This window comes from Pseudomonas rhizoryzae, from assembly GCF_005250615.1.
Lineage (GTDB): Bacteria > Pseudomonadota > Gammaproteobacteria > Pseudomonadales > Pseudomonadaceae > Chryseomonas > Chryseomonas rhizoryzae.
The window spans coordinates 102,177-123,619 of record NZ_SULM01000012.1 but is presented as its reverse complement, the minus strand read 5'-3'; the positions used below and the strand labels follow the sequence as shown (position 1 = coordinate 123,619).

Here is a 21,443-nt window from a genome sequence, read left to right as displayed (position 1 = left end):
CATGAAGTTGATCGTGCTGGACCGCGACGGTGTCATCAATGTCGATTCCGATGACTACGTGCGCAGCGCCGAGCAGTGGCAACCGCTACCCGGCAGCCTCGCGGCCATCGCCCGACTGAACCGGGCCGGCTGGCAGGTGGCCGTGGCCACCAACCAGTCGGGTCTGGCGCGTGGTTACTTCACGACAGACGACCTGGCGGCCATGCACGAGAAACTGCAGCGACTGCTGGCGGAGGAGGGCGGTCGGGTCGACCTGATCCTGCACTGTCCCCATGGCCCGGAAGTGGCCTGCGATTGCCGCAAGCCGCTGCCCGGCCTGTTTCGCGCCATCGCCGACCACTATGGTCGCAACGAGCTGACCGGCGTGCCGGTGGTCGGCGACAGCCTGCGCGACCTGGAAGCCGGCGTGGCCCTGGGCTGCACGCCTTACCTGGTACGTACCGGCAAGGGCGAGCGCACCCTGGCCAAGCCTTTGCCATCCGGTACCCGGGTCTTCGCCGACCTGGCCGCGGTGGCCGATCACCTGCTGGAGGAAGCGCCCTGATGCGGCTCTTGCGTACTCTGCTGTTCTATCTGCTGCTGGGCACCAGCGGCATCCTCTGGTCCTGTGTCAGCCTGCTGATCGCGCCTTTCCTGGCCTATCGCGCCCGCTATCGACTGGTGGTCAAGGCCTGGACGGGTTTCGCCGTCTGGCTGGCCAAGGTCATCTGTGGCATCCGCTACGAAATCGAAGGCTTGGAAAACGTCCCAGCGCAGCCCTGCGTGATCGTGGCCAACCACCAGAGCACCTGGGAAACTTTCTTTCTCTCCGCCCAGTTCGAGCCCACCTCCCAGGTGATCAAGCGCGAACTACTACGGATTCCCTTCTTCGGCTGGGCCTTCTCCCTGCTCAAGCCCATCGCCATCGACCGTGACAACGGCAAGCTGGCCCTGCAGCAATTGACCGAGCAGGGCGGTCGCTATCTGGCCCAGGGCTGCTGGGTGCTGATCTTCCCCCAGGGCACCCGCATCGATCACGGCCAGATGGGCAAGTTCTCCCGGGGTGGCGCTGCCCTGGCCTGCAGCCTGAACGTACCCATCCTGCCCATCGCCCACGATGCCGGCGCCTATTGGCCGAATCGCTCCTGGATCAAGTCGCCCGGCACCATCAAGGTCACCATCGGCCCGCTGCTCCATCCCCAGGGCCAGGATCCACGTGCCATCGTCGACCTCAACGCCCGTTGCTTCGCCTTCATCGAAGCAGCCCTCGCACCCAAGACTGGCGCCAACCCCGACCAGCGCTGCGTGGCCTGATCGCCAGGCCGCAAGGGCCTGGCGTTTGCTCTGGTTTTCCTCCGTTTTCCCACAGACTTATCCACAGCTCTTGTGTCCATTCCCGCGATCCCAGATCGGTGGTCGCTAGCGCGCATACCGGGAAACCCACAAGTACCGGCAAGCTTATTCCCAGGCTTATCCACAGGGCCTACCCTTATAGCCTGTGTCTCTATGCCGCATGGCACGGCCTCTTTGTCTGCAGCGAAGGATGTCGGCAAAAGGCACTGAGCAAAAATATCCACAGAACGTCTGGCTATAAGATGAATGGCGTTGCCTAGCAGGGAACGAACCGGCAACAGGATCTAGCGCAAATGTTTTCCACAAAAAAAGCCCCGCATCGCGGGGCTTGTGCATAACAGTTGTCGATCAGACGTCGAGGTTGGAAACCGCCAGGGCATTGCTCTCGATGAAGTCGCGCCGCGGCTCCACCTGATCCCCCATCAGGGTGTTGAAGATCTGATCGGCGGCGATAGCGTCCTCAATGGTTACCTTCAGCATGCGGCGCACGTTCGGGTCCATGGTGGTTTCCCACAGCTGATCCGGATTCATCTCACCCAGGCCCTTATAGCGCTGGATGTTGAATCTCTTGCTGGTCTCGTTCATCAGCCATTCCCAGGCTTCCTTGAAGGTGCTGACCGGACGCCGGCGTTCGCCGCGCTTGGCGTAGGCACCTTCTTCCAGCAGGTTGTCCAGCTGGGCGGCCAGTTCGGTCACCAGGCGGTAATCGTTGCTGCCGAAGAAGTCCCGGTTGAAGGTAACGTAGCTGGACAGGCCATGGGCGCGGGTCTCGACTTCCGGCAGCCACAGGCTGCGCTCGCGATCCTCGCGCAGGCTGATGGTATAGGTGGTGCCATTGCGCTCGGCGCCCTTCAGGCGCGCCTCGAAGCCGGCCAGCCACTGGCGCATGGCGGCTTCATCGCCCAGCTGCTCCAGGCCCACGCGGGGCAGGTACAGCAGGTGCTCGCTGATGTCGGCCGGGTAGAGGCGCGACAGCCGCTTGAAGGTCTTCATCACCTGGCGATAGTTGTTCACCAGCTTCTCGAGTTCCACGCCGGACAGGCCCGGGGCGTTCTCGTTGACGTGCAGGCTGGCTTCCTCGAGGGCGGTCTGGGTCAGGTATTCCTCCATCGCCTCGTCGTCCTTGATGTACTGCTCCTGCTTGCCGCGCTTCACCTTGTACAGCGGCGGCTGGGCGATGTAGATGTAGCCACGCTCGATCAACAGCGGCATCTGGCGGAAGAAGAAGGTCAGCAGCAGGGTACGGATGTGCGAACCGTCAACGTCAGCATCGGTCATGATGATGATGTTGTGGTAGCGCAGCTTGTCGATGTTGAATTCTTCGCGACCGATACCGCAGCCCAGCGCGGTGATCAGGGTGCCCACTTCCTGGGAAGAGAGCATCTTGTCGAAGCGCGCCTTCTCCACGTTGAGGATCTTGCCCTTGAGCGGCAGGATCGCCTGGGTGCGCCGGTTGCGGCCCTGCTTGGCCGAACCACCGGCGGAGTCACCCTCCACGATGTAGAGTTCGGACAGCGCCGGGTCCTTCTCCTGGCAGTCCGCCAGCTTGCCCGGCAAGCCGGCGATGTCCAGGGCGCCCTTGCGGCGGGTCATCTCCCGCGCCTTGCGCGCCGCCTCACGAGCGCGCGCCGCGTCGATCATCTTGCCGACCACCGCCTTGGCTTCGTTGGGGTTCTCCAGCAGGAAATCGGAGAAATGCTTGCCCATCTCCTGTTCCACCGCGGTCTTCACCTCGGAAGAGACTAGCTTGTCCTTGGTCTGGGAGGAGAACTTGGGATCCGGCACCTTGACCGAGATGATGGCGGTCAGGCCTTCGCGGGCATCGTCACCGGTGGTGGCGACCTTGAACTTCTTCGCCAGGCCCTCGGCCTCGATGTAGTTGTTCAGGTTACGCGTCAGCGCCGAGCGGAAGCCGGCCAGGTGGGTGCCGCCGTCGCGCTGCGGGATGTTGTTGGTGAAGCAGAGGATGTTCTCGTTGAAGCTGTCGTTCCACTGCAGGGCCACTTCCACGCCGACGCCATCGTCTTCGCGCTGCACCTGGAAATGGAACACCTGGTTCACCGCACTCTTGTTGGTGTTCAGGTAGTCGACGAAGGCACGCAGGCCGCCTTCGTACTTGAACAGCTCTTCCTTGCCGGTACGCTCGTCACGCAAGAGGATGCCAACGCCCGAGTTGAGGAAGGACAGCTCGCGGATCCGCTTGGCCAGGATGTCCCAGCTGAATTGGATGTTGTTGAAGGTCGCGGCCGAGGGCTTGAAGTGCACCTGGGTACCGGTGCTGTCGGTCTCGCCGATCACTGCCAGGGGGGCCTGGGGCACGCCGTGCACATAGACCTGCTCCCACACCTGGCCGGCGCGGCGAATGGTCAGCCGCAGCTCTTCGGACAGGGCATTCACCACCGAGACGCCCACGCCGTGCAGGCCACCGGACACCTTGTAGGTGTTGTCGTCGAACTTACCGCCGGCGTGCAGCACGGTCATGATGACCTCGGCTGCCGAGACGCCTTCTTCCTTGTGGATATCCACCGGGATGCCACGGCCGTTGTCGCGCACGGTGATGGATTCATCCATGTGGATGGTGATGCTGATTTCGCTGCAGAAACCGGCCAGGGCCTCGTCGATGGAGTTGTCCACCACTTCGAAGACCATGTGGTGCAGGCCGGTGCCGTCATCGGTGTCACCGATGTACATGCCGGGGCGCTTGCGCACGGCATCCAGTCCCTTCAGCACCTTGATGCTGGAAGAGTCGTAGGTATTGGTCTCGCTCATGCTTGGCTCCCGCTAGTGTGGGTCTGCTTGATATGGCCGTGTTCCACGTGGAACACGCTGACCTCTGTCTCCGGCCGCCAGGCGGCCTGTAGCGTCTCGCGCTCGACACAGGTGATAAAGACTTGGCACTCCAGTGCCTCCAGCAGCCGGCACAAGGCCAGCCGGTGTCCCTCGTCCAGTTCCGAAGGCAAATCGTCGATGAGATAGACGCACTGGCCTCGCTTGACCTGGTTGACCAGCCGGCCCTGGGCGATGCGCAAGGCGCACACCACCAGCTTCTGCTGGCCGCGCGACAGGATGTCCGCCGCATTGTGATTGCCGATGCGAATCCGCAGATCGGCTCGCTGCGGACCGGCCTGGGTATGTCCCAGCTGCAGATCCCGCGCCAGACTGTCCGCCAGCACCTCACGCAAATCGCGCTCGCGATCCCAGCCGCGGTAGTAACTTAAGGTCAGACCGTCGAGCTGGATAAGCTCGGCCAGCACCGCGGTGAATTCCGGCTTCAGGCGCTGGATATAGGCCTGGCGAAAACCATCGATTTCGGCGCTGGCCAGGGCCAGTTCCTGATCCCAGGCAGCCTGGGCCGCAGGGTCGATTTTACCACGTCTGAGCCAGTGATTTCGCTGCCTGAGCGCCTTTTGCAGGCGTTGCCACAGTGGCAGGAAACGCTGTTCCTCGTGGAACACTCCCCAGTCGAGAAACTGCCGTCTGATCTTGGGGCTACCCTCCAGCAGACGGAAGCCGTCCGGGTTGATCAGTTGCAGCGGCAGCACCTCGGCCAACTGTGCCGCACTGCGGGCATTCTCGCCGTTGATGCGGATCTGGTAGTCGCCACCGCGCTCGCGCTGGATGCCCAGGTTGCAATCCTGCCCACCCGGCAGCCGCACCTGGCCGAACACCGTGCAACTGGCCTGCTCGTGCTGGATGACCGGCGCCAGCTTGGTACTGCGAAAGGAACGCGCGAGTCCCAGCAGGTGGATGGCTTCGAGCAGGCTGGTCTTGCCGCTACCGTTGGCGCCATGCAGCAAGTTGACCCGCGGCGAGGGCTGAAGCGCGACCGCCTGCAGATTGCGCAGGCGGTCGGCGTTGAAGCGGATCAGCGTCATCGACAGTCGATCAGAGGCGCATCGGCATCACGACATAGGAGGAATCGTCGTTGCCCGCCTCTTGCAACAGCGCACTGCTGCTGGAATCGGACAGGGTGATGCGCACCTGGTCGGTGGTCATCACGCCCAGCACGTCGAGCAGGTAGCTGACGTTGAAACCGATCTCCAGGCTGCCACCGTCGTAGTCGACCTGCAGCTCTTCCTCGGCCTCTTCCTGCTCCGGGTTGTTGGCCTGGATCTTCATGAAGCCGTTTTCCAGCTGCAGGCGAATCCCGCGGTACTTCTCGTTGGAGAGGATAGCGGTACGGCTGAAGGCCTCGCGCAGATGCTGGCGTTCGCCCAGCACCAGCTTGTCGCCATGGCGCGGCAGTACCCGCTCGTAGTCGGGGAACTTGCCGTCCACCAGCTTGGAGGTGAAGGTGAAGTCACCAGTGGTGGCACGGATATGGTGCTGACCCAGGACCACGTTGACTGGCTCTTCCGGCTCGGTGAGCAGGCGCGACAGTTCCAGGATGCCCTTGCGCGGCACGATCACCTGGTGCTTCTCAGCCTGTTCCACCTCGGCCTCCAGCATGCACATGGCCAGGCGGTGACCGTCAGTGGCCACGGCGCGCAGGCGCCCGGTGCTGGCTTCCAGGAGCATGCCGTTGAGGTAGTAACGTACGTCCTGCTGGGCCATGGCGAAGCCGGTACGCTCGATCAGGCGACGCAGGCGGCCCTGGGGAATGCTGAACTTCAGCGAGCCCGGGCCTTCCTCCACGGTGGGGAAGTCATTCGCCGGCAGGGTGGACAGGGTGAAGCGACTACGCCCGGAACGGATCAGCAGCTTCTGCTCTTCGGTGCGGATGTCGATCAGCGCATCGGGCTGCAGACTCTTGCAGATGTCCATCAGCTTGCGCGCCGGCACGGTGATCTCGCCGGCCTCGGCGGCTTCTTCCAACTCGACCCGGCCAACCAGCTCGACTTCCAGGTCGGTACCGGTCAGCGACAGGCGCTGGCCTTCCACGACCAGGAGTACGTTGGACAGCACCGGCAGCGTTTGCCGACGTTCCACGACACCGGCCACCAGCTGCAGCGGTTTCAACAGGGCTTCGCGTTGAATGGTGAAATGCATGGTCAGGTCCTTGCCAGAGCCGCGTCCGTCAGGTCGTCAGGGTACGCAGCAGGTTCTTGTAATCCTCGCGGATATCCGCGTCGGATTCCCGAAGTTCGGCGATCTTGCGACAGGCGTGCAACACCGTCGTGTGATCGCGTCCGCCAAAGGCGTCGCCGATTTCCGGCAGGCTGTGGTTGGTCAATTCCTTGGACAGCGCCATGGCGACCTGCCGCGGCCGGGCTACCGAACGCGAGCGGCGTTTGGACAGCAGATCGGCGATCTTGATCTTGTAGTACTCGGCCGCGGTGCGCTGGATATTGTCGATACTGACCAGCTTGTCCTGCAGCGCCAAGAGATCCTTGAGCGATTCGCGGATCAACTCGATGGTGATGTCGCGGCCCATGAAGTGGGCGTGGGCGATCACCCGCTTGAGCGCGCCTTCCAGCTCGCGCACGTTGGAACGGATGCGCTGGGCGATGAAGAAGGCGGCGTCGTGGGGCAGATCCACCTTGGCCTGGTCGGCCTTCTTCATCAGAATCGCCACCCGCGTCTCCAGCTCCGGCGGTTCCACCGCCACGGTGAGACCCCAGCCGAAGCGCGACTTGAGTCGCTCTTCCAAGCCATCGATCTCCTTGGGATAGCGGTCACTGGTGAGGATCACCTGTTGTCCACCTTCGAGCAGGGCATTGAAGGTGTGGAAAAACTCTTCCTGCGACCGCTCCTTGCGGGCGAAGAACTGAATATCGTCGATCAGCAGCGCATCCACCGAGCGGTAGAAGCGCTTGAATTCGTTGATGGCGTTGAGCTGCAGCGCCTTGACCATGTCGGCGACGAAGCGCTCCGAATGCAGATAGACGATCTTGGCGTTCGGGTTGCGCTTGAGCAGGTGGTTGCCCACCGCATGCATCAGGTGGGTCTTACCCAGACCCACGCCGCCATAAAGGAAGAGCGGGTTGTAACCGTGCTTGGGATTGTCCGCCACCTGCCAGGCCGCGGCGCGGGCCAGCTGGTTGGACTTACCCTCGACGAAGTTCTCGAAGGTGAAGGTACGGTTGAGATAGCTGGTGTGCTTGAGCGCACCTTCCACCTGCACGGTGCGTTCGGTCTTGACCGCCGGCTCGTCGGCCTCGGCCAGTTCCGCGGTCACGTCTTCCAGGGCGACACCCGCAGTGACGATATCCGACTGGATCGGCTGCGGTGCCTGCACCGGCGGCGGCAGCGGCGTGCTTTGACTGCTGGGCGTCTGCGCCGGACGCGGCTTGTTGCTGCGCTTGCTGCCTATCAATAAGGAAAGCACCGGGGCGATGCCGTCGTCGGCATGCTCCTCGAGCAACTCGAGAACCCGGCTCAGGTATTTCTCGTTGACCCAATCGAGCACGAAGCGGTTGGGCGCGAACACCCGCAGCTCATCCCCTTCCGCTTCCACCTGCAGTGGCCGGATCCAGGTATTGAATTGTTGCGAGGGCAACTCGTCGCGCAGCACATCCACGCAACGTTGCCAGAGTTCGACCGACACAGCGTCTCCCGGGACTTTCGCGGCCCAGACGGGCCATGAGCAAACGCCCATTGTATCCCTCCCCACCCAGGTTATCCACATGACCGCGCAGTTTCCCCGCGACAGCCAGGCGTGCGCCTTGCCCAGCCCAGGCTACCGTCAGCTCTGTGGATAACGCCGTCTGACCTCTCTGGACATCTACCGGTTTTTCGCTGTGGATAAGCGTGATGTGTGTAACCCCCCCATTTATCCACAGTCTCTCTTCAGGCTAGCCACCCTTGCCCCACCTGTTGAAAACAGAGTTTCCGACCTTGCTCCGGCCAGAGGCCATCTGCCCTGGCACGATCTATCCACAGAAAGCGGCTGCATCATACATATTCACTTCAACCATCTTTTAAAACCTTCTGACCTGTTGATTTTGTTTACGCGTTCTCTTGTCAATGGACGCTGGTTGGAAATTGACCTGTTCCGCGGCTTTCTCTAGAATCCCCGGTCTCTTTGCGCGGGGCGCTCATGCCTTGCCGCTTACACCTAGGTAAAAGTCCATGAAACGCACCTTCCAACCCAGCACCCTGAAGCGCGCCCGTGTCCACGGTTTCCGTGCTCGTATGGCAACCAAGAACGGCCGTCAGGTTCTGTCCCGTCGCCGTGCCAAAGGCCGCAAGCGTCTGGCGATCTGATTGCCCGGTCAGGTGGTGAGTCAGGGTTTCGGTCGGGACAGGCGCTTACTGAGCTCCCAACAGTTCCAGACGGTCTTTGACTCTCCCACCCACAAGGCATCCGGCAAGCACCTGCTGCTGCTCGCCCATGCCAATGGGCTCGACCATTCCCGCCTGGGACTGGTGATCGGCAAGAAAAGCGTCAAGCTTTCCGTCGAGCGCAATCGCATCAAGCGGGTCATCCGTGATTCCTTTCGTCTGAATCAGGACCGCCTCGGCAATTTCGATTTGGTCTTCGTCGCCCGCAAGGGACTTGGCGAAGTCGACAATCCGGAATTGCACGATCAACTGCTGCAACTGTGGAAACGCCTCAATCGCCAGGCGACCAAGGCCGTTGTCCAGCCAACCGACAGTCCCGACGGTGCTCATGCGTAAACCGGCCCTGCTGCTGATTCGCTTCTACCGTTATGCCATCAGTCCCATGATGGCCAGTCGCTGTCGTTTCTATCCGACCTGTTCCGGTTACGCCCTCGAAGCCATCGAGAGCCACGGTCTGCTGCGTGGTGGCTGGCTGACCACACGGCGCCTGTGCCGGTGCCATCCCTGGCATCCAGGCGGATACGATCCCGTTCCTCCCGCAAAGAACCCAGCCCCGACCTCTTCGATGGCCGAGTAAACATGGATATCAAGCGCCCGCTACTCATTGCCGCTCTGGCGATCGTGTCCTACACCATGGTTTTCCAATGGAACAAGGATTACGGCCAGGCCGAATTGCCCACGGCCAAGACGCAAACCAGCGTCCTGCCGGGCGACACCCCCAACGTACCCACGGATGTCCCGGCTGAAGCCAAGGCCGCTGCGCCGGTGGATAACGCGACCGCCCAACCGAGCACCGCGCTCATCAAGGTCCGTACCGACGTCCTGGATCTGGCCATCGACCCCCGCGGTGGCGACATCGTCCAGCTCGGTCTGGTGCAGTATCCCCAGCGCCAGGATCATCCCGACGTGCCCTTCACGCTGTTCGACAACAGCAACGGGCACCTCTACCTGGCGCAGAGCGGTCTGACCGGTACCAACGGCCCCGACGCCAACAGCGCCGGTCGCCCGCTGTACAGTTCGCCCCAGTCCAGCTACGTGCTCGCCGATGGCCAGCAGCAACTGGTGGTGGATCTCAAGTACCAGGCCAATGGCGTTGATTACATCAAGAGATTCACCTTCCACCGCGGCCTGAAGACCGATTGCACCGCAGTGGAAAAGGCCCAGAAGAAGATCGCTTGCATCAACCCGGATGCCTATGAGATCCAGGTCAGCTACCTGATCGATAACAAGAGCGACAAGCCCTGGCAGGGCGTGCTCTACGCTCAGATCAAGCGCGATGACAGCAAGGATCCCTCGTCGACCACCGCCACCGGCGTGTCCACCTACCTGGGTGCCGCCGTCGGGACGCCGAGCGAGCCCTATCGCAAGGTGTCCATGAGTGACATGGACAAGCACCGCCTGCAGGAAAACGTGGAGGGCGGCTGGGTCGGTTGGCTGCAGCACTACTTCGTCACCGCCTGGGTGCCGAACAAGGACCAGCAGCACCAGATCTATACCCGCAAGGATAGCCAGGGCAACTACATCATCGGCTTCACCGGTCCGCAGCTGAACGTGCCGCCGGGTGGCGAGACCCAGACCGCCCTGACCCTGTATGCCGGGCCGAAGATCCAGGCCTACCTCAAGATGCTCTCCCCGGGTCTGGAACTGACCGTCGACTATGGCTTCCTGTGGTTCATCGCCCAGCCGATCTTCTGGCTGCTGCAACATATCCACAACATCCTGGGTAACTGGGGCTGGTCGATCATCGTCCTGACCATCATCATCAAGATGCTGTTCTTCCCGCTGTCCGCCGCCAGCTATCGCTCCATGGCGCGCATGCGCGCCGTCGGTCCGCGGCTGCAGGCGCTGAAGGAACAGTACGGTGACGATCGCCAGAAGATGTCCCAGGCGATGATGGAGCTGTACCGCAAGGAGAAGATCAATCCGCTGGGTGGCTGCCTGCCCATCGTGGTGCAGATGCCGGTATTCCTGGCGCTGTACTGGGTGTTGCTGGAAAGCGTGGAGATGCGCCAGTCGCCCTGGATCTTCTGGATCACCGACCTGTCGGCCAAGGATCCCTACTTCATCCTGCCGATCATCATGGGCGGCACCATGCTCGTGCAGCAGATGCTGAACCCGGCACCGCCGGATCCCATGCAGGCGCGAGTGATGAAGATGATGCCCATCGTCTTCACCTTCTTCTTCCTGTGGTTCCCGGCCGGTCTGGTGCTGTACTGGATCGTCAACAACTGCCTGTCGATCCTGCAGCAGTGGTACATTACCCGGAAGATCGAGGCGGCCAGCAAGAAGGCCTGATCTCGCTCACCTTATCCACACAACGCCCCTTGATTGGGGCGTCGTGCTTTCTGGAGGATCGTCATGTCCCTGCCTTCCGACAGCATCGCCGCCATCGCCACCGCCACCGGCCGCGGCGGCGTCGGCATCGTTCGCGTCTCCGGGCCCCTGGCCGCCCCGCTGGCCAAGGCGATCTGCGGCCGCGAGTTGCCGCCGCGACATGCCCACTACGGCAACTTCCTCGCCGCCGACGGCAGCGTGCTGGACGCCGGCATCGCCCTGTTCTTTCCCGGGCCGAATTCCTTCACCGGCGAGGACGTACTGGAACTCCAGGGCCACGGCGGACCGGTGATCCTCGATCTGCTCTTGCGTCGTACCCTGGAAGAGGGCGCTCGCCTGGCCCGCCCCGGTGAATTCAGCGAACGTGCCTTCCTCAACGACAAGCTCGACCTGGCCCAGGCCGAGGCCATCGCCGATCTCATCGAAGCCAGCACCGAACAGGCGGCGCGCAATGCCCTGCGCTCGCTGCAGGGCGAGTTTTCCCGCCGGGTTGCGAGCCTGGTCGAGCAGTTGATCCAGCTACGCATCTATGTCGAGGCGGCCATCGACTTTCCCGAAGAGGAGATCGATTTCCTCGCCGACGGCAAGGTGCAGGGACTGTTAGAGGGCGTGCAGGCCGAATTACGCGACGTCCAGCGCGAAGCCAATCGCGGCGCCCTGCTGCGCGACGGCATGACGGTGGTGATCGCCGGCCGACCCAATGCCGGCAAGTCGAGCCTGCTCAACGCCCTGGCCGGGCGCGAAGCCGCTATCGTCACCGATATTGCCGGCACCACCCGCGACGTGCTGCGCGAACATATCCACCTCGACGGCATGCCGCTGCACGTGGTCGATACCGCCGGCCTGCGCGATACCAGCGACCGCGTGGAGCAGATCGGCGTCCAGCGCGCCCTGGACGCCATCGCTACGGCCGACCGGGTGCTGCTGGTGGTCGACGCCAGCGCCCCGGAAGCCCGGGATCCCCAGGCGCTCTGGCCTGAGTTACTCAGCACCCGACCGCCGCTGGACAAGCTGACGGTGATCCGCAACAAGGCCGACCTCACCGGCGAGGCCACCGGACTCTTGGCCATCACCGAGCCGGTCGAGATCGCCCTGAGCGCCACCGATGGTCAGGGCGTCGACGCCCTGCGCGAGCACCTCAAGGCCTGCATGGGCTTCGAACAGACCACCGAGGGTGGCTTCAGCGCCCGGCGGCGCCATCTGGACGCGTTGCAACGGGCCGCCAGTGCCCTCGATCACGGCTATCGCCAACTCACCCTCGCTGGCTCCGGCGAGCTGTTGGCCGAGGACCTGCGCCAGGCTCAGCAGGTCCTCGGTGAGATCACCGGTGCCTTCAGCTCCGACGATCTGCTCGGCCGCATCTTCTCCAGCTTCTGCATCGGCAAGTAATCTCCTGTCTGCTGTTCCAGGCCTGTGCAACGCAGGCCTTGTCTATCCTCATCCCTCCCTTCCAGAGCTCTGTTGATAACCCTGCCTGAGGTCTGCCCATAAATCGGTGCATGACCGGTTCATGGCTGCCGCTGTGGATAAGCCAGTAAAGGCTCCACAGGATGCTGAGAGCTTGTATTCATCCACAGCACAGGACACACACCAGGTTCAAGTTGTCCCCAGTCCAGCGCTGACGAGGGCTGCATAAGCTTATCCACAGCGAAGGGCCTGCATATACATAAGCTCTATATCAGTCCTTTTAAACATTTCTTCCCTATTGTTTATATTGGGTGTCTCCGCTGCCGACTGGTCATTTTTTGGCCAGAGCCCCTTCTGCAAGCCAGGTCCAAGCCTTATACTTGCCGGCTTTCCTTTGAATTCCTGCCAACAGGCACGAGGTGCGTGGTGGACTTTCCTTCCCGTTTCGACGTCATCGTGATCGGCGGCGGCCATGCCGGTACCGAAGCGGCCCTGGCGGCCGCCCGCATGGGGGTGCGTACCCTGCTGCTCACGCATAATGTGGAAACTCTCGGCCAGATGAGCTGCAACCCCGCCATCGGCGGCATCGGCAAGAGCCATCTGGTCAAGGAGATCGATGCCCTGGGCGGCGCCATGGCCGCGGCGACGGACCTCGCCGGCATCCAGTTCCGCATTCTCAACAGCCGCAAGGGCCCTGCCGTGCGCGCTACCCGCGCCCAGGCCGATCGCGTGCTGTACAAGGCGGCCATTCGCTACACCCTGGAAAACCAACCGAACCTGTGGATATTCCAGCAGGCCTGTGACGACCTCATCGTCGAGGGCGATCGCGTCGCTGGCGTGATCACCCAGATGGGCCTGAAATTCCATGCGGACAACGTGGTACTGACTGCGGGGACCTTCCTCGGTGGTCTTATCCACATCGGTCTGCAGAACCACAGCGGTGGACGAGCGGGAGATCCGCCGGCCATCGCCCTGGCCCAGCGCCTGCGTGAATTGCCGCTACGCGTCTCCCGGTTGAAGACCGGCACACCGCCGCGCATCGACGGCCGTTCGGTGGATTTCTCGGTGATGACCGAGCAGCCGGGGGATACGCCGCTGCCGGTGATGTCCTTCCTCGGCACTCGCGAGCAGCATCCTGCCCAGGTCAGCTGCTGGATCACCCACACCAACGCCCGTACCCACGACATCATTCGCGCCAACCTGGACCGATCGCCGATGTACTCAGGCGTGATCGAAGGGGTGGGGCCGCGCTACTGCCCGTCCATCGAAGACAAGATCCATCGCTTCGCCGACAAGGACAGTCACCAGGTCTTCCTCGAGCCCGAGGGCCTGACCACCCACGAGCTCTATCCCAACGGCATCTCCACCTCGCTGCCCTTCGATGTGCAGCTCGAGGTGGTGCGTTCCATGCGCGGCATGGAGAACGCCCACATCCTGCGCCCCGGCTACGCCATCGAATACGATTTCTTCGATCCGCGGGATCTCAAGTACAGCCTGGAGACCAAGGTCATCGCCGGGCTGTTCTTCGCCGGCCAGATCAACGGCACCACCGGCTACGAAGAAGCCGGTGCCCAGGGCTTGCTGGCCGGTGCCAACGCCGCGCTGCGCGCCCAGGGCCGCGAAGCCTGGTGTCCGCGCCGTGACGAGGCCTACCTCGGCGTGCTGGTGGACGACCTCATCACCCTGGGCACCCAGGAGCCCTACCGGATGTTCACCTCGCGCGCCGAATACCGGCTGATCCTGCGCGAGGACAACGCCGACCTGCGCCTGACCGAGAAGGGCCGCGAGCTGGGCTTGGTGGACGATCAGCGCTGGGCGCTGTTCGAAGCCAAGCGCGAAGGCATCGCCCTGGAAGAACAACGTCTCAAGGCGACCTGGATCCGTCCGGGCACACCCCAGGGCACCGCGGTGGCCGAACGCTTCGGCACCCCGCTCAACCACGAATACAACCTGCAGAATCTGCTGGCTCGTCCGGAGATCGACTATGCCGGCCTGATGGACGCGGTGGGCGAAACGCCGGCCGAAGCCCAGGTCGCCGAGCAGATCGAGATCAAGACCAAGTACGCCGGCTACATCGATCGCCAGCAGGACGAGATCCAGCGCCTGCGCGCCAGCGACGCCGTGGCGCTGCCCGCCGAGCTCGACTACGCCAGCATCTCCGGCCTGTCCAAGGAGATCCAGCACAAGCTGTCTCAGGCCCGTCCCGAGACCCTGGGCCAGGCCTCGCGCATTCCCGGGGTCACCCCGGCAGCGGTCTCGCTGCTGCTGATCCACCTGAAGAAGCGCAGCGCCGGTCGCAGCCTGGAGCACAGTGCCTGATGGCCAGCGCGATCCAAGCCAAAGAACTGCGCCAGGGCGCCGAGGCCCTGGGCGTGGCGCTCTCCGCCGCCGTGGAAGAGCGTCTGCTGGGCTACCTGGACCTGCTGGTCAAGTGGAACAAGGCCTACAACCTCACCGCCGTGCGCGATCCCGACGAAATGGTCTCGCGACACCTGCTCGACAGTCTCAGCATCGTTCCCCATGTGACCGAGGGGAATTGGCTGGACGTGGGCAGCGGCGGCGGTATGCCGGGCATTCCCTTGGCGATTCTCTTTCCGCAGTCGCGCTTCACCCTGCTCGACAGCAACGGCAAGAAGACCCGCTTCCTGACCCAGGCCAAGATCGAACTCGGGCTGGCCAATCTCGAGGTGGTCCACGCCCGCGTCGAGGCCTTCCAACCCAACGCGCCCTTCACCGGCATCGTCTCGCGGGCGTTCAGCGCCATCGACGACTTCGCCAACTGGACGCGGCACCTGGGCGACGACCACACACAATGGCTGGCGATGAAGGGGCTGCACCCCGACGACGAACTGGCCAAGCTACCAGCTGACTTCCGGGTTGCGGCGGCGCACGTCCTCGCGGTTCCCGGTTGCCAAGGCCAGCGGCACTTGCTGATACTGCGCCGCACGAATGGAGAGGGGTAAGGCGGTACATGGCCAAGGTTTACGCGATAGCCAACCAGAAGGGCGGAGTGGGCAAGACCACCACGTGCATCAATCTCGCCGCTTCCCTGGCCGCCACCAACCGGCGCAAGGTGCTGTTGATCGACCTCGATCCCCAGGGCAACGCCACCATGGGCAGCGGGGTGGACAAGCACGCCCTGGAGCATTCGGTGCTGGACGTGCTCACCGGCGGTTGCGGCCTGCTGGACGCCATGCACTTCTCCGAACACGGCGGCTACCAGTTGCTGCCCTCGAACCGTGACGTCACCGCCGCAGAGGTCGAACTGCTGGAACTGCCTGGCCGCGAGAGTCGTCTGCGCGACGCCCTGGCGCCGGTACGGGACAACTACGACTTCGTGCTCATCGATTGCCCGCCGTCGCTGTCGATGCTGACCATCAACGGCCTGGTGGCCGCCGATGGCGTGATCATTCCCATGCAGTGCGAGTACTTCGCCCTGGAAGGCCTGACCGACTTGATCGGCAGCATCCAGCACATCGCCCAGCGACTCAATCCGCAGCTGAAGATCGAAGGCCTGCTGCGCACCATGTTCGATCCACGCATCGGCCTGGCCAACGACGTCGCCGCCCAGCTCAAGCAGCATTTCGGCGACCAGCTCTACGAAACCATCATTCCGCGCAACGTCCGCCTGGCCGAAGCCCCTAGCTACGGTATGCCCGTGCTGGTCTACGACAAGAGCTCGAAGGGAGCCGCGGCCTATCTGGAACTGGCCAGTGAGCTGGTCAAACGTCAGCGCAAGGCGGCTCGTACCGCCAAGACTGCCTAAGGAATTCCCATGGCTGTGAAGAAACGAGGACTGGGCCGCGGCCTCGATGCCCTGCTCGGTGGCGCCAGCGTCAAGGTCCTGCAAGAACAGGCTGCCGCCGCGCCGGTCAGCGAACTACAATCGCTGCCGGTGGATATCATCCAGCGCGGCAAGTACCAGCCGCGCCGGCACATGGATCCGGTCGCCCTGGAAGAACTGGCCAACTCCATCCGCACCCAAGGGCTGATGCAGCCCATCGTGGTGCGTGCCATCGGTGAGGGGCGCTACGAGATCATCGCTGGCGAGCGCCGCTGGCGCGCCAGCCAGCAAGCCGGTCTGGACCATATCCCGGCGCTGGTACGCGACGTACCCGACCAGGTGGCCATCGCCCTGGCGCTGATCGAGAACATCCAGCGGCAGAATCTCAATCCGCTGGAAGAGGCCATGGCCCTGCAACGGCTGCAGGACGAATTCGAACTGACCCAGGCCCAGGTGGCCGAAGCCGTCGGCAAGTCGCGTTCGGGGGTCACCAACCTGCTGCGCCTGCTGGCGCTCGCCGAAGAAGCCAAGGAACTGTTGGCCAAGGGCGAGCTGGAAATGGGCCACGCCCGCGCCTTGCTCGGTCTGCCGAAGGCACGCCAGGCCGAAGGGGCGCGGCACGTTGTCGCACGCGGCCTGACAGTCCGTCAGACCGAGGCCCTGGTGCGCCAATGGCTCAGCGGAGCGGAGTCCAGCGAAAAGGTTCCCGTGGTGGATCCCGATATCAGCCGCCTGGAGCAGCGTCTGGCCGAGCGTTTGGGCGCCAACGTGCAGATTCGCCATGGCGAGAAGGGCAAGGGCCAGTTGGTGATCCGCTATACCTCTTTGGACGAACTTCAAGGCGTACTGGCGCACATTCGCTGACACAAATGGCTGTCAGCATAGGCCGCAATCTGTCCGGGGTGGCTTGAACCACCCCTGGCGCGCCCCTATACTTTGCCCGCTTTTTGTCGGCACAAAGCATGCCAGTGAAAACAACTATTAAGCCGACACCAGAGGACTTCGAGCCGATGGACCGCCGCACGCCCAAACGCCTGCCTTTCCATCATCAGCCTGCCTTTCGCCTGCTGCTCGTCCAACTGGTGGTCGCGTTATGTGCCGCCGTTGTCTTGTTTTGCTTCGTCGGTAAGGTCGCCGGTTATTCCGGATTGTTGGGCGGGCTGATTGCCTGGCTGCCCAACCTGTATTTTTCGTTCAAGGCGTTCCGCTACCGCGGCGCCCACGCCGCCCAAGCCATCGTCCGTTCTTTCTACGCGGGCGAGGCGGGCAAACTGATTCTCACGGCAGTGCTCTTTGCACTGACGTTTGCCGGGGTAAAACCGCTTTCGGCTCCTGCACTGTTCGGCGTCTACCTGTTGACGCTGATGGTCAATGCCAGCGCACCCCTGCTATTGAAAAAACCGACTAGACCTTAAAGGCATTCGAGGCACACATGGCAGCAGACTCCGCTTCGGCTTACATCCAGCACCACCTGCAGAACATGACCTTTGGTCTGGATCCGGTGAGAGGCTGGACCCTGGCCCATACCCCCGCCGAGGCCAAGGCCATGGGCTTCTGGGCTTTCAACCTGGATACCCTTGGCTGGTCGGTCGGTTTGGGCGTCATCTTCCTGCTCTTCTTCCGCAGCATCGCCAAGAAGGCCACCAGTGGCCAACCCGGTCGCCTGCAGAGCCTGGTCGAAGTCCTGGTCGAGTTCGTCGACGGCAGCGTCCGCGACACCTTCCACGGCAAGAATGACTTGATCGCTCCCCTGGCCCTGACCATCTTCGTCTGGATCTTCCTGATGAACATGATGGACCTGGTGCCGGTGGACTGGCTGCCGATGCTGGCCATGGCCATCGGCGGCGACCATACCTACTTCCGCGTCGTGCCCACCACCGATCCGAATGCCACCCTGGGCATGGCCCTGTCGGTGTTCGCCCTGATCCTCTTCTACAGCATCAAGATCAAGGGTATCGGCGGCTTTGTCGGCGAACTCACCCTGCATCCGTTCAGCAGCAAGAACACCCTGGTGCAGATCCTGCTGATCCCGATCAACTTCCTGCTCGAATTCGTCACCCTGGTCGCCAAGCCGATTTCCCTGGCCCTGCGACTGTTCGGCAACCTGTATGCTGGCGAGCTGATCTTCATCCTCATCGCCATCATGTTCGCCAACGGTCTGGCGCTGGGTGGTCTGGGGATCGTGCTGCAGTGGGCGTGGGCGGTGTTCCACATCCTGATCATCGTCCTGCAGGCGTTCATCTTCATGATGCTGACCATCGTCTACCTGTCGATGGCGCACGAAGAAAGTCACTGAGGAATGGCCCGCGGACGCTGCTGACAGCGTCCGCGGGCGGTTCTGCCGTGAGTCCCGGGGGGCCTCGTCCACCGGGGGACTTGGGAAAACTCTTTCGCTTCAACCTTAACCAAGACGACTAAAAAAGTCGGGAGGAAAAATGGAAACTGTAGTTGGTTTGACCGCGATCGCCGTTGCTCTGCTGATTGGCCTGGGCGCTCTGGGTACCGCCATTGGCTTCGGTCTGCTGGGTGGCAAGTTCCTCGAAGGCGCCGCTCGTCAGCCGGAAATGGTTCCGATGCTGCAGGTCAAGATGTTCATCGTCGCCGGTCTGCTCGACGCCGTGACCATGATCGGTGTTGGTATCGCCCTGTTCTTCACCTTCGCTAACCCCTTCGTTGGTCAGATCGCCGGCTGATCACCCTCTTGGGTGTAGGCAGGACTGATGGACAACGAACGAGCGAGGTGTTGGCGTGAACATTAATGCAACCCTGATAGGCCAGTCCGTTGCCTTCTTCATCTTCGTGCTCTTCTGCATGAAGTACGTGTGGCCGCCGATCATCTCGGCGCTGCGTGAGCGTGAGAAGAAGATTGCCGATGGCCTTGACGCTGCCAACCGCGCGGCTCGTGATCTGGAAGTGGCACAGCAGCAAGCCAACCAGAAAGTGAACGAAGCCAAGGGTCAAGCAGCCGAGATCATCGAGCAAGCCAACAAGCGTGCCGCTCAGATCGTCGAGGACGCACAGGCCAAGGCCCGTGCCGAAGGCGACCGGATCAAGGCGCAGGCTCAGGCGGAAATCGAGCAGGAAATCAACAGTGCGAAGGACGCCCTGCGTGCTCGCGTCGGTGTGCTGGCCGTGGCCGGTGCCGAGAAGATCCTCGGATCTACCGTTGATGCCAATGCTCATGCCCAGTTGGTCGACCGACTGGCAGCGGAAATCTAAGCGAGGCCACCAATGGCAGAACTGAACACGCTGGCCCGGCCCTATGCCAAGGCGGCTTTCGAGTTCGCACAGTCCCAGCAGCAGCTGACCCAATGGTCGGCCGCGCTCGGATTGCTCGCCGCGGTATCCCAAGATGGGACCGTGCGCCAGCTGCTTCAGCAGCCGCAGTTGACTGCGGACGCCAAGGCCGGATTGCTCATCGACGTATGTGGCGATCAGCTGGATGCACAGTCCCAGAACTTCGTTCGGACCGTGGCAGAAAACAACCGGATCGACCTGTTCCCGGCCATCGCCGAGATCTACGAGGCGTACAAGGCCGAGCAGGAAAAATCCATCGAGGCGGAAGTCACCAGTGCTTTCGCCCTGAGCGACGAACAGCAAGACAAACTCGCCAAGGCTCTCAGCGCAAGGCTAGGTCGTCACGTGCGACTAAATGCATCCGAGGATGCGAGCCTGATCGGTGGTGTGGTTATCCGCGCCGGCGACTTGGTAATCGATGGCTCCGTTCGCGGCAAGCTCGCGCAACTGGCCGAAGCGTTGAAACCTTGAGTTTGAAGGGGCAGTAGCATGCAGCAACTCAATCCTTCCGAAATTAGTGAAATCATCAAGGGTCGCATCGAGAAACTCGACGTGACCTCGCAAGCCCGCAACGAAGGCACCATCGTCAGCGTGTCCGACGGTATCGTGCGCATTTTCGGTCTGGCCGACGTCATGTACGGCGAAATGATCGAATTCCCCGGCGGCATCTACGGCATGGCACTGAACCTGGAGCAAGACTCCGTCGGCGCCGTGGTCCTGGGTAGCTACCTGGGTCTGGCCGAAGGCATGAGCGCCAAGTGCACCGGCCGCATCCTGGAAGTCCCGGTCGGTCCGGAACTGCTGGGTCGCGTCGTCGACGCCCTGGGCAACCCCATCGATGGCAAGGGTCCGCTGAACGCCAGCGCCTCCGACGCCGTCGAGAAGGTCGCCCCCGGCGTGATCTGGCGTCAGTCGGTCGACCAGCCGGTGCAGACCGGCTACAAGGCCGTCGATGCCATGATCCCGGTAGGCCGCGGTCAGCGTGAGCTGATCATCGGTGACCGTCAGATCGGCAAGACCGCCATGGCGATCGATGCCATCATCAACCAGAAGAACAGCGGCATCCGCTGCGTCTACGTCGCCATCGGTCAGAAGCAGTCGACCATTGCCAACGTGGTGCGCAAGCTGGAAGAGCACGGCGCTCTGCAGAACACCATCGTGGTGGCTGCCAGCGCGTCCGAATCGGCTGCCCTGCAGTTCCTGGCACCCTACTCGGGTTGCACCATGGGCGAATACTTCCGCGACCGCGGTGAAGACGCCCTGATCGTCTATGACGATCTGTCCAAGCAGGCCGTGGCCTATCGCCAGATCTCCCTGCTGCTGCGTCGTCCGCCGGGCCGTGAAGCCTATCCCGGCGACGTGTTCTATCTCCACAGCCGTCTGCTCGAGCGCGCCTCCCGCGTCTCCGCCGACTACGTCGAGAAGTTCACCAACGGCGCCGTGACCGGCAAGACCGGCTCGCTGACCGCGCTGCCGATCATCGAGACCCAGGCCGGCGACGTGTCCGCCTTCGTTCCGACCAACGTGATCTCCATCACCGACGGCCAGATCTTCCTGGAAGCCGGCCTGTTCAACTCGGGCATCCGTCCGGCGGTCAACGCCGGTGTCTCGGTATCCCGTGTGGGTGGTGCGGCCCAGACCAAGATCATCAAGAAGCTGTCCGGCGGTATCCGTACCGCGCTGGCCCAGTACCGTGAACTGGCGGCCTTCGCCCAGTTCGCCTCGGACCTGGACGAAGCCACCCGCAAGCAGCTCGAGCATGGTCAGCGCGTCACCGAGCTGATGAAGCAGAAGCAGTACGCGCCCATGTCCATCGCCGAGATGTCCCTGAGCCTGTACGCCGCCGAGCGTGGTTTCCTGAGCGACGTGTCCCTGGACAAGATCGGTAGCTTCGAGCAGGCCCTGATCGCCTACTTCAACCGCGATCACGCCGACCTGATGGCCAAGATCAACGTGAAGGGCGACTTCAACGACGAGATCGACGCCGGCATCAAGGCGGGAATCGAGAAGTTCAAGGCCACGCAAACCTGGTAAGCCGCGACGGGGGCGCCAGCCCCCGTTTGCC

General features: G+C 62.8%; 21 protein-coding genes. 17 read left to right on the top strand and 4 right to left on the bottom strand.

The genetic code is table 11. The features are described from left to right. Position 1: 1 nt before the first annotated feature. The gene (gmhB, locus tag FAZ11_RS19595) at positions 2-544 is read left to right on the top strand and encodes a D-glycero-beta-D-manno-heptose 1,7-bisphosphate 7-phosphatase (RefSeq protein ID WP_058767000.1); all 543 of its coding nucleotides are present in this window, start codon (positions 2-4) and stop codon (positions 542-544) included. Then, on the top strand, positions 544-1,293 hold the full coding sequence (locus tag FAZ11_RS19590) for a lysophospholipid acyltransferase family protein (protein ID WP_058766999.1): 750 nt from the start codon (positions 544-546) through the stop codon (positions 1,291-1,293). The genes gmhB and FAZ11_RS19590 overlap by 1 nt, the downstream gene beginning before the upstream one ends. Positions 1,294-1,680: 387 nt before the next feature. On the opposite strand, the gene gyrB is transcribed toward FAZ11_RS19590, so the two are convergent. The 4 genes from gyrB to dnaA are packed head-to-tail and all read right to left on the bottom strand — an operon-like array spanning position 1,681 to position 7,819. Further along, positions 1,681-4,101, bottom strand: coding sequence for a DNA topoisomerase (ATP-hydrolyzing) subunit B (gene gyrB / locus FAZ11_RS19585; protein WP_058761355.1), 2,421 nt, complete (start codon positions 4,099-4,101; stop codon positions 1,681-1,683). Further along, positions 4,098-5,207: a DNA replication/repair protein RecF gene (gene recF / locus FAZ11_RS19580; protein WP_058761356.1), complete on the bottom strand. Its 1,110-nt coding sequence runs from the start codon at positions 5,205-5,207 to the stop codon at positions 4,098-4,100. Before recF ends, gyrB begins: the two co-directional genes overlap by 4 nt. Positions 5,208-5,217: 10 nt before the next feature. Further along, the gene (dnaN, locus tag FAZ11_RS19575; protein WP_058766998.1) at positions 5,218-6,321 is read right to left on the bottom strand and encodes a DNA polymerase III subunit beta; all 1,104 of its coding nucleotides are present in this window, start codon (positions 6,319-6,321) and stop codon (positions 5,218-5,220) included. A gap of 28 nt (positions 6,322-6,349) precedes the next feature. Next, positions 6,350-7,819: a chromosomal replication initiator protein DnaA gene (gene dnaA, locus FAZ11_RS19570; RefSeq protein ID WP_058761358.1), complete on the bottom strand. Its 1,470-nt coding sequence runs from the start codon at positions 7,817-7,819 to the stop codon at positions 6,350-6,352. A 524-nt stretch (positions 7,820-8,343) separates the two neighbouring features. On the opposite strand from dnaA, the gene rpmH reads away from it, so the two are divergent. From rpmH to atpA, 15 genes are all read left to right on the top strand, one after another. Next, entirely contained in the window at positions 8,344-8,478 is a 135-nt protein-coding gene (gene rpmH / locus FAZ11_RS19565) for a 50S ribosomal protein L34 (RefSeq protein WP_007160134.1), read from the top strand. A 12-nt stretch (positions 8,479-8,490) separates the two neighbouring features. Further along, entirely contained in the window at positions 8,491-8,892 is a 402-nt protein-coding gene (rnpA, locus tag FAZ11_RS19560) for a ribonuclease P protein component (protein WP_058761399.1), read from the top strand. Then, positions 8,885-9,133, top strand: a complete 249-nt coding sequence (gene yidD, locus FAZ11_RS19555; protein ID WP_058761359.1) for a membrane protein insertion efficiency factor YidD — start codon at positions 8,885-8,887, stop codon at positions 9,131-9,133. The genes rnpA and yidD overlap by 8 nt, the downstream gene beginning before the upstream one ends. Before the next feature lie 2 nt (positions 9,134-9,135). Continuing rightward, a complete protein-coding gene (gene yidC, locus FAZ11_RS19550; RefSeq protein WP_058773865.1) occupies positions 9,136-10,851 on the top strand; it encodes a membrane protein insertase YidC in 1,716 nt (571 codons plus the stop codon). A gap of 63 nt (positions 10,852-10,914) precedes the next feature. Continuing rightward, on the top strand, positions 10,915-12,279 hold the full coding sequence (gene mnmE / locus FAZ11_RS19545) for a tRNA uridine-5-carboxymethylaminomethyl(34) synthesis GTPase MnmE (protein ID WP_058761361.1): 1,365 nt from the start codon (positions 10,915-10,917) through the stop codon (positions 12,277-12,279). A 444-nt stretch (positions 12,280-12,723) separates the two neighbouring features. After that, positions 12,724-14,616 carry a tRNA uridine-5-carboxymethylaminomethyl(34) synthesis enzyme MnmG gene (gene mnmG, locus FAZ11_RS19540; RefSeq protein WP_058761362.1) on the top strand — a complete coding sequence of 631 codons (1,893 nt, stop codon included), beginning with the start codon at positions 12,724-12,726 and terminating at the stop codon, positions 14,614-14,616. Continuing rightward, positions 14,616-15,260 (top strand): 16S rRNA (guanine(527)-N(7))-methyltransferase RsmG, encoded by a 645-nt coding sequence (gene rsmG, locus FAZ11_RS19535; RefSeq protein WP_058773864.1) that lies wholly within the window; start codon positions 14,616-14,618, stop codon positions 15,258-15,260. The genes mnmG and rsmG overlap by 1 nt, the downstream gene beginning before the upstream one ends. A gap of 8 nt (positions 15,261-15,268) precedes the next feature. Then, on the top strand, positions 15,269-16,063 hold the full coding sequence (locus tag FAZ11_RS19530; protein ID WP_058761364.1) for a ParA family protein: 795 nt from the start codon (positions 15,269-15,271) through the stop codon (positions 16,061-16,063). 9 nt (positions 16,064-16,072) lie between these two features. Further along, positions 16,073-16,945 carry a ParB/RepB/Spo0J family partition protein gene (locus FAZ11_RS19525; protein ID WP_058766994.1) on the top strand — a complete coding sequence of 291 codons (873 nt, stop codon included), beginning with the start codon at positions 16,073-16,075 and terminating at the stop codon, positions 16,943-16,945. 146 nt (positions 16,946-17,091) lie between these two features. Then, positions 17,092-17,496, top strand: coding sequence for a F0F1 ATP synthase subunit I (locus tag FAZ11_RS19520; protein ID WP_058761366.1), 405 nt, complete (start codon positions 17,092-17,094; stop codon positions 17,494-17,496). Positions 17,497-17,513: 17 nt separating this feature from the next. Continuing rightward, a complete protein-coding gene (gene atpB, locus FAZ11_RS19515; RefSeq protein WP_058761367.1) occupies positions 17,514-18,377 on the top strand; it encodes a F0F1 ATP synthase subunit A in 864 nt (287 codons plus the stop codon). Between the two features lie 139 nt (positions 18,378-18,516). After that, positions 18,517-18,774, top strand: coding sequence for a F0F1 ATP synthase subunit C (atpE, locus tag FAZ11_RS19510; RefSeq protein WP_003097235.1), 258 nt, complete (start codon positions 18,517-18,519; stop codon positions 18,772-18,774). A 55-nt stretch (positions 18,775-18,829) separates the two neighbouring features. Then, positions 18,830-19,300 (top strand): F0F1 ATP synthase subunit B, encoded by a 471-nt coding sequence (locus tag FAZ11_RS19505; RefSeq protein WP_058761368.1) that lies wholly within the window; start codon positions 18,830-18,832, stop codon positions 19,298-19,300. Between the two features lie 12 nt (positions 19,301-19,312). Next, entirely contained in the window at positions 19,313-19,849 is a 537-nt protein-coding gene (locus FAZ11_RS19500) for a F0F1 ATP synthase subunit delta (protein WP_058761369.1), read from the top strand. Positions 19,850-19,867: 18 nt separating this feature from the next. Then, the gene (gene atpA / locus FAZ11_RS19495; RefSeq protein WP_058761370.1) at positions 19,868-21,412 is read left to right on the top strand and encodes a F0F1 ATP synthase subunit alpha; all 1,545 of its coding nucleotides are present in this window, start codon (positions 19,868-19,870) and stop codon (positions 21,410-21,412) included. Positions 21,413-21,443: the final 31 nt, after the last annotated feature.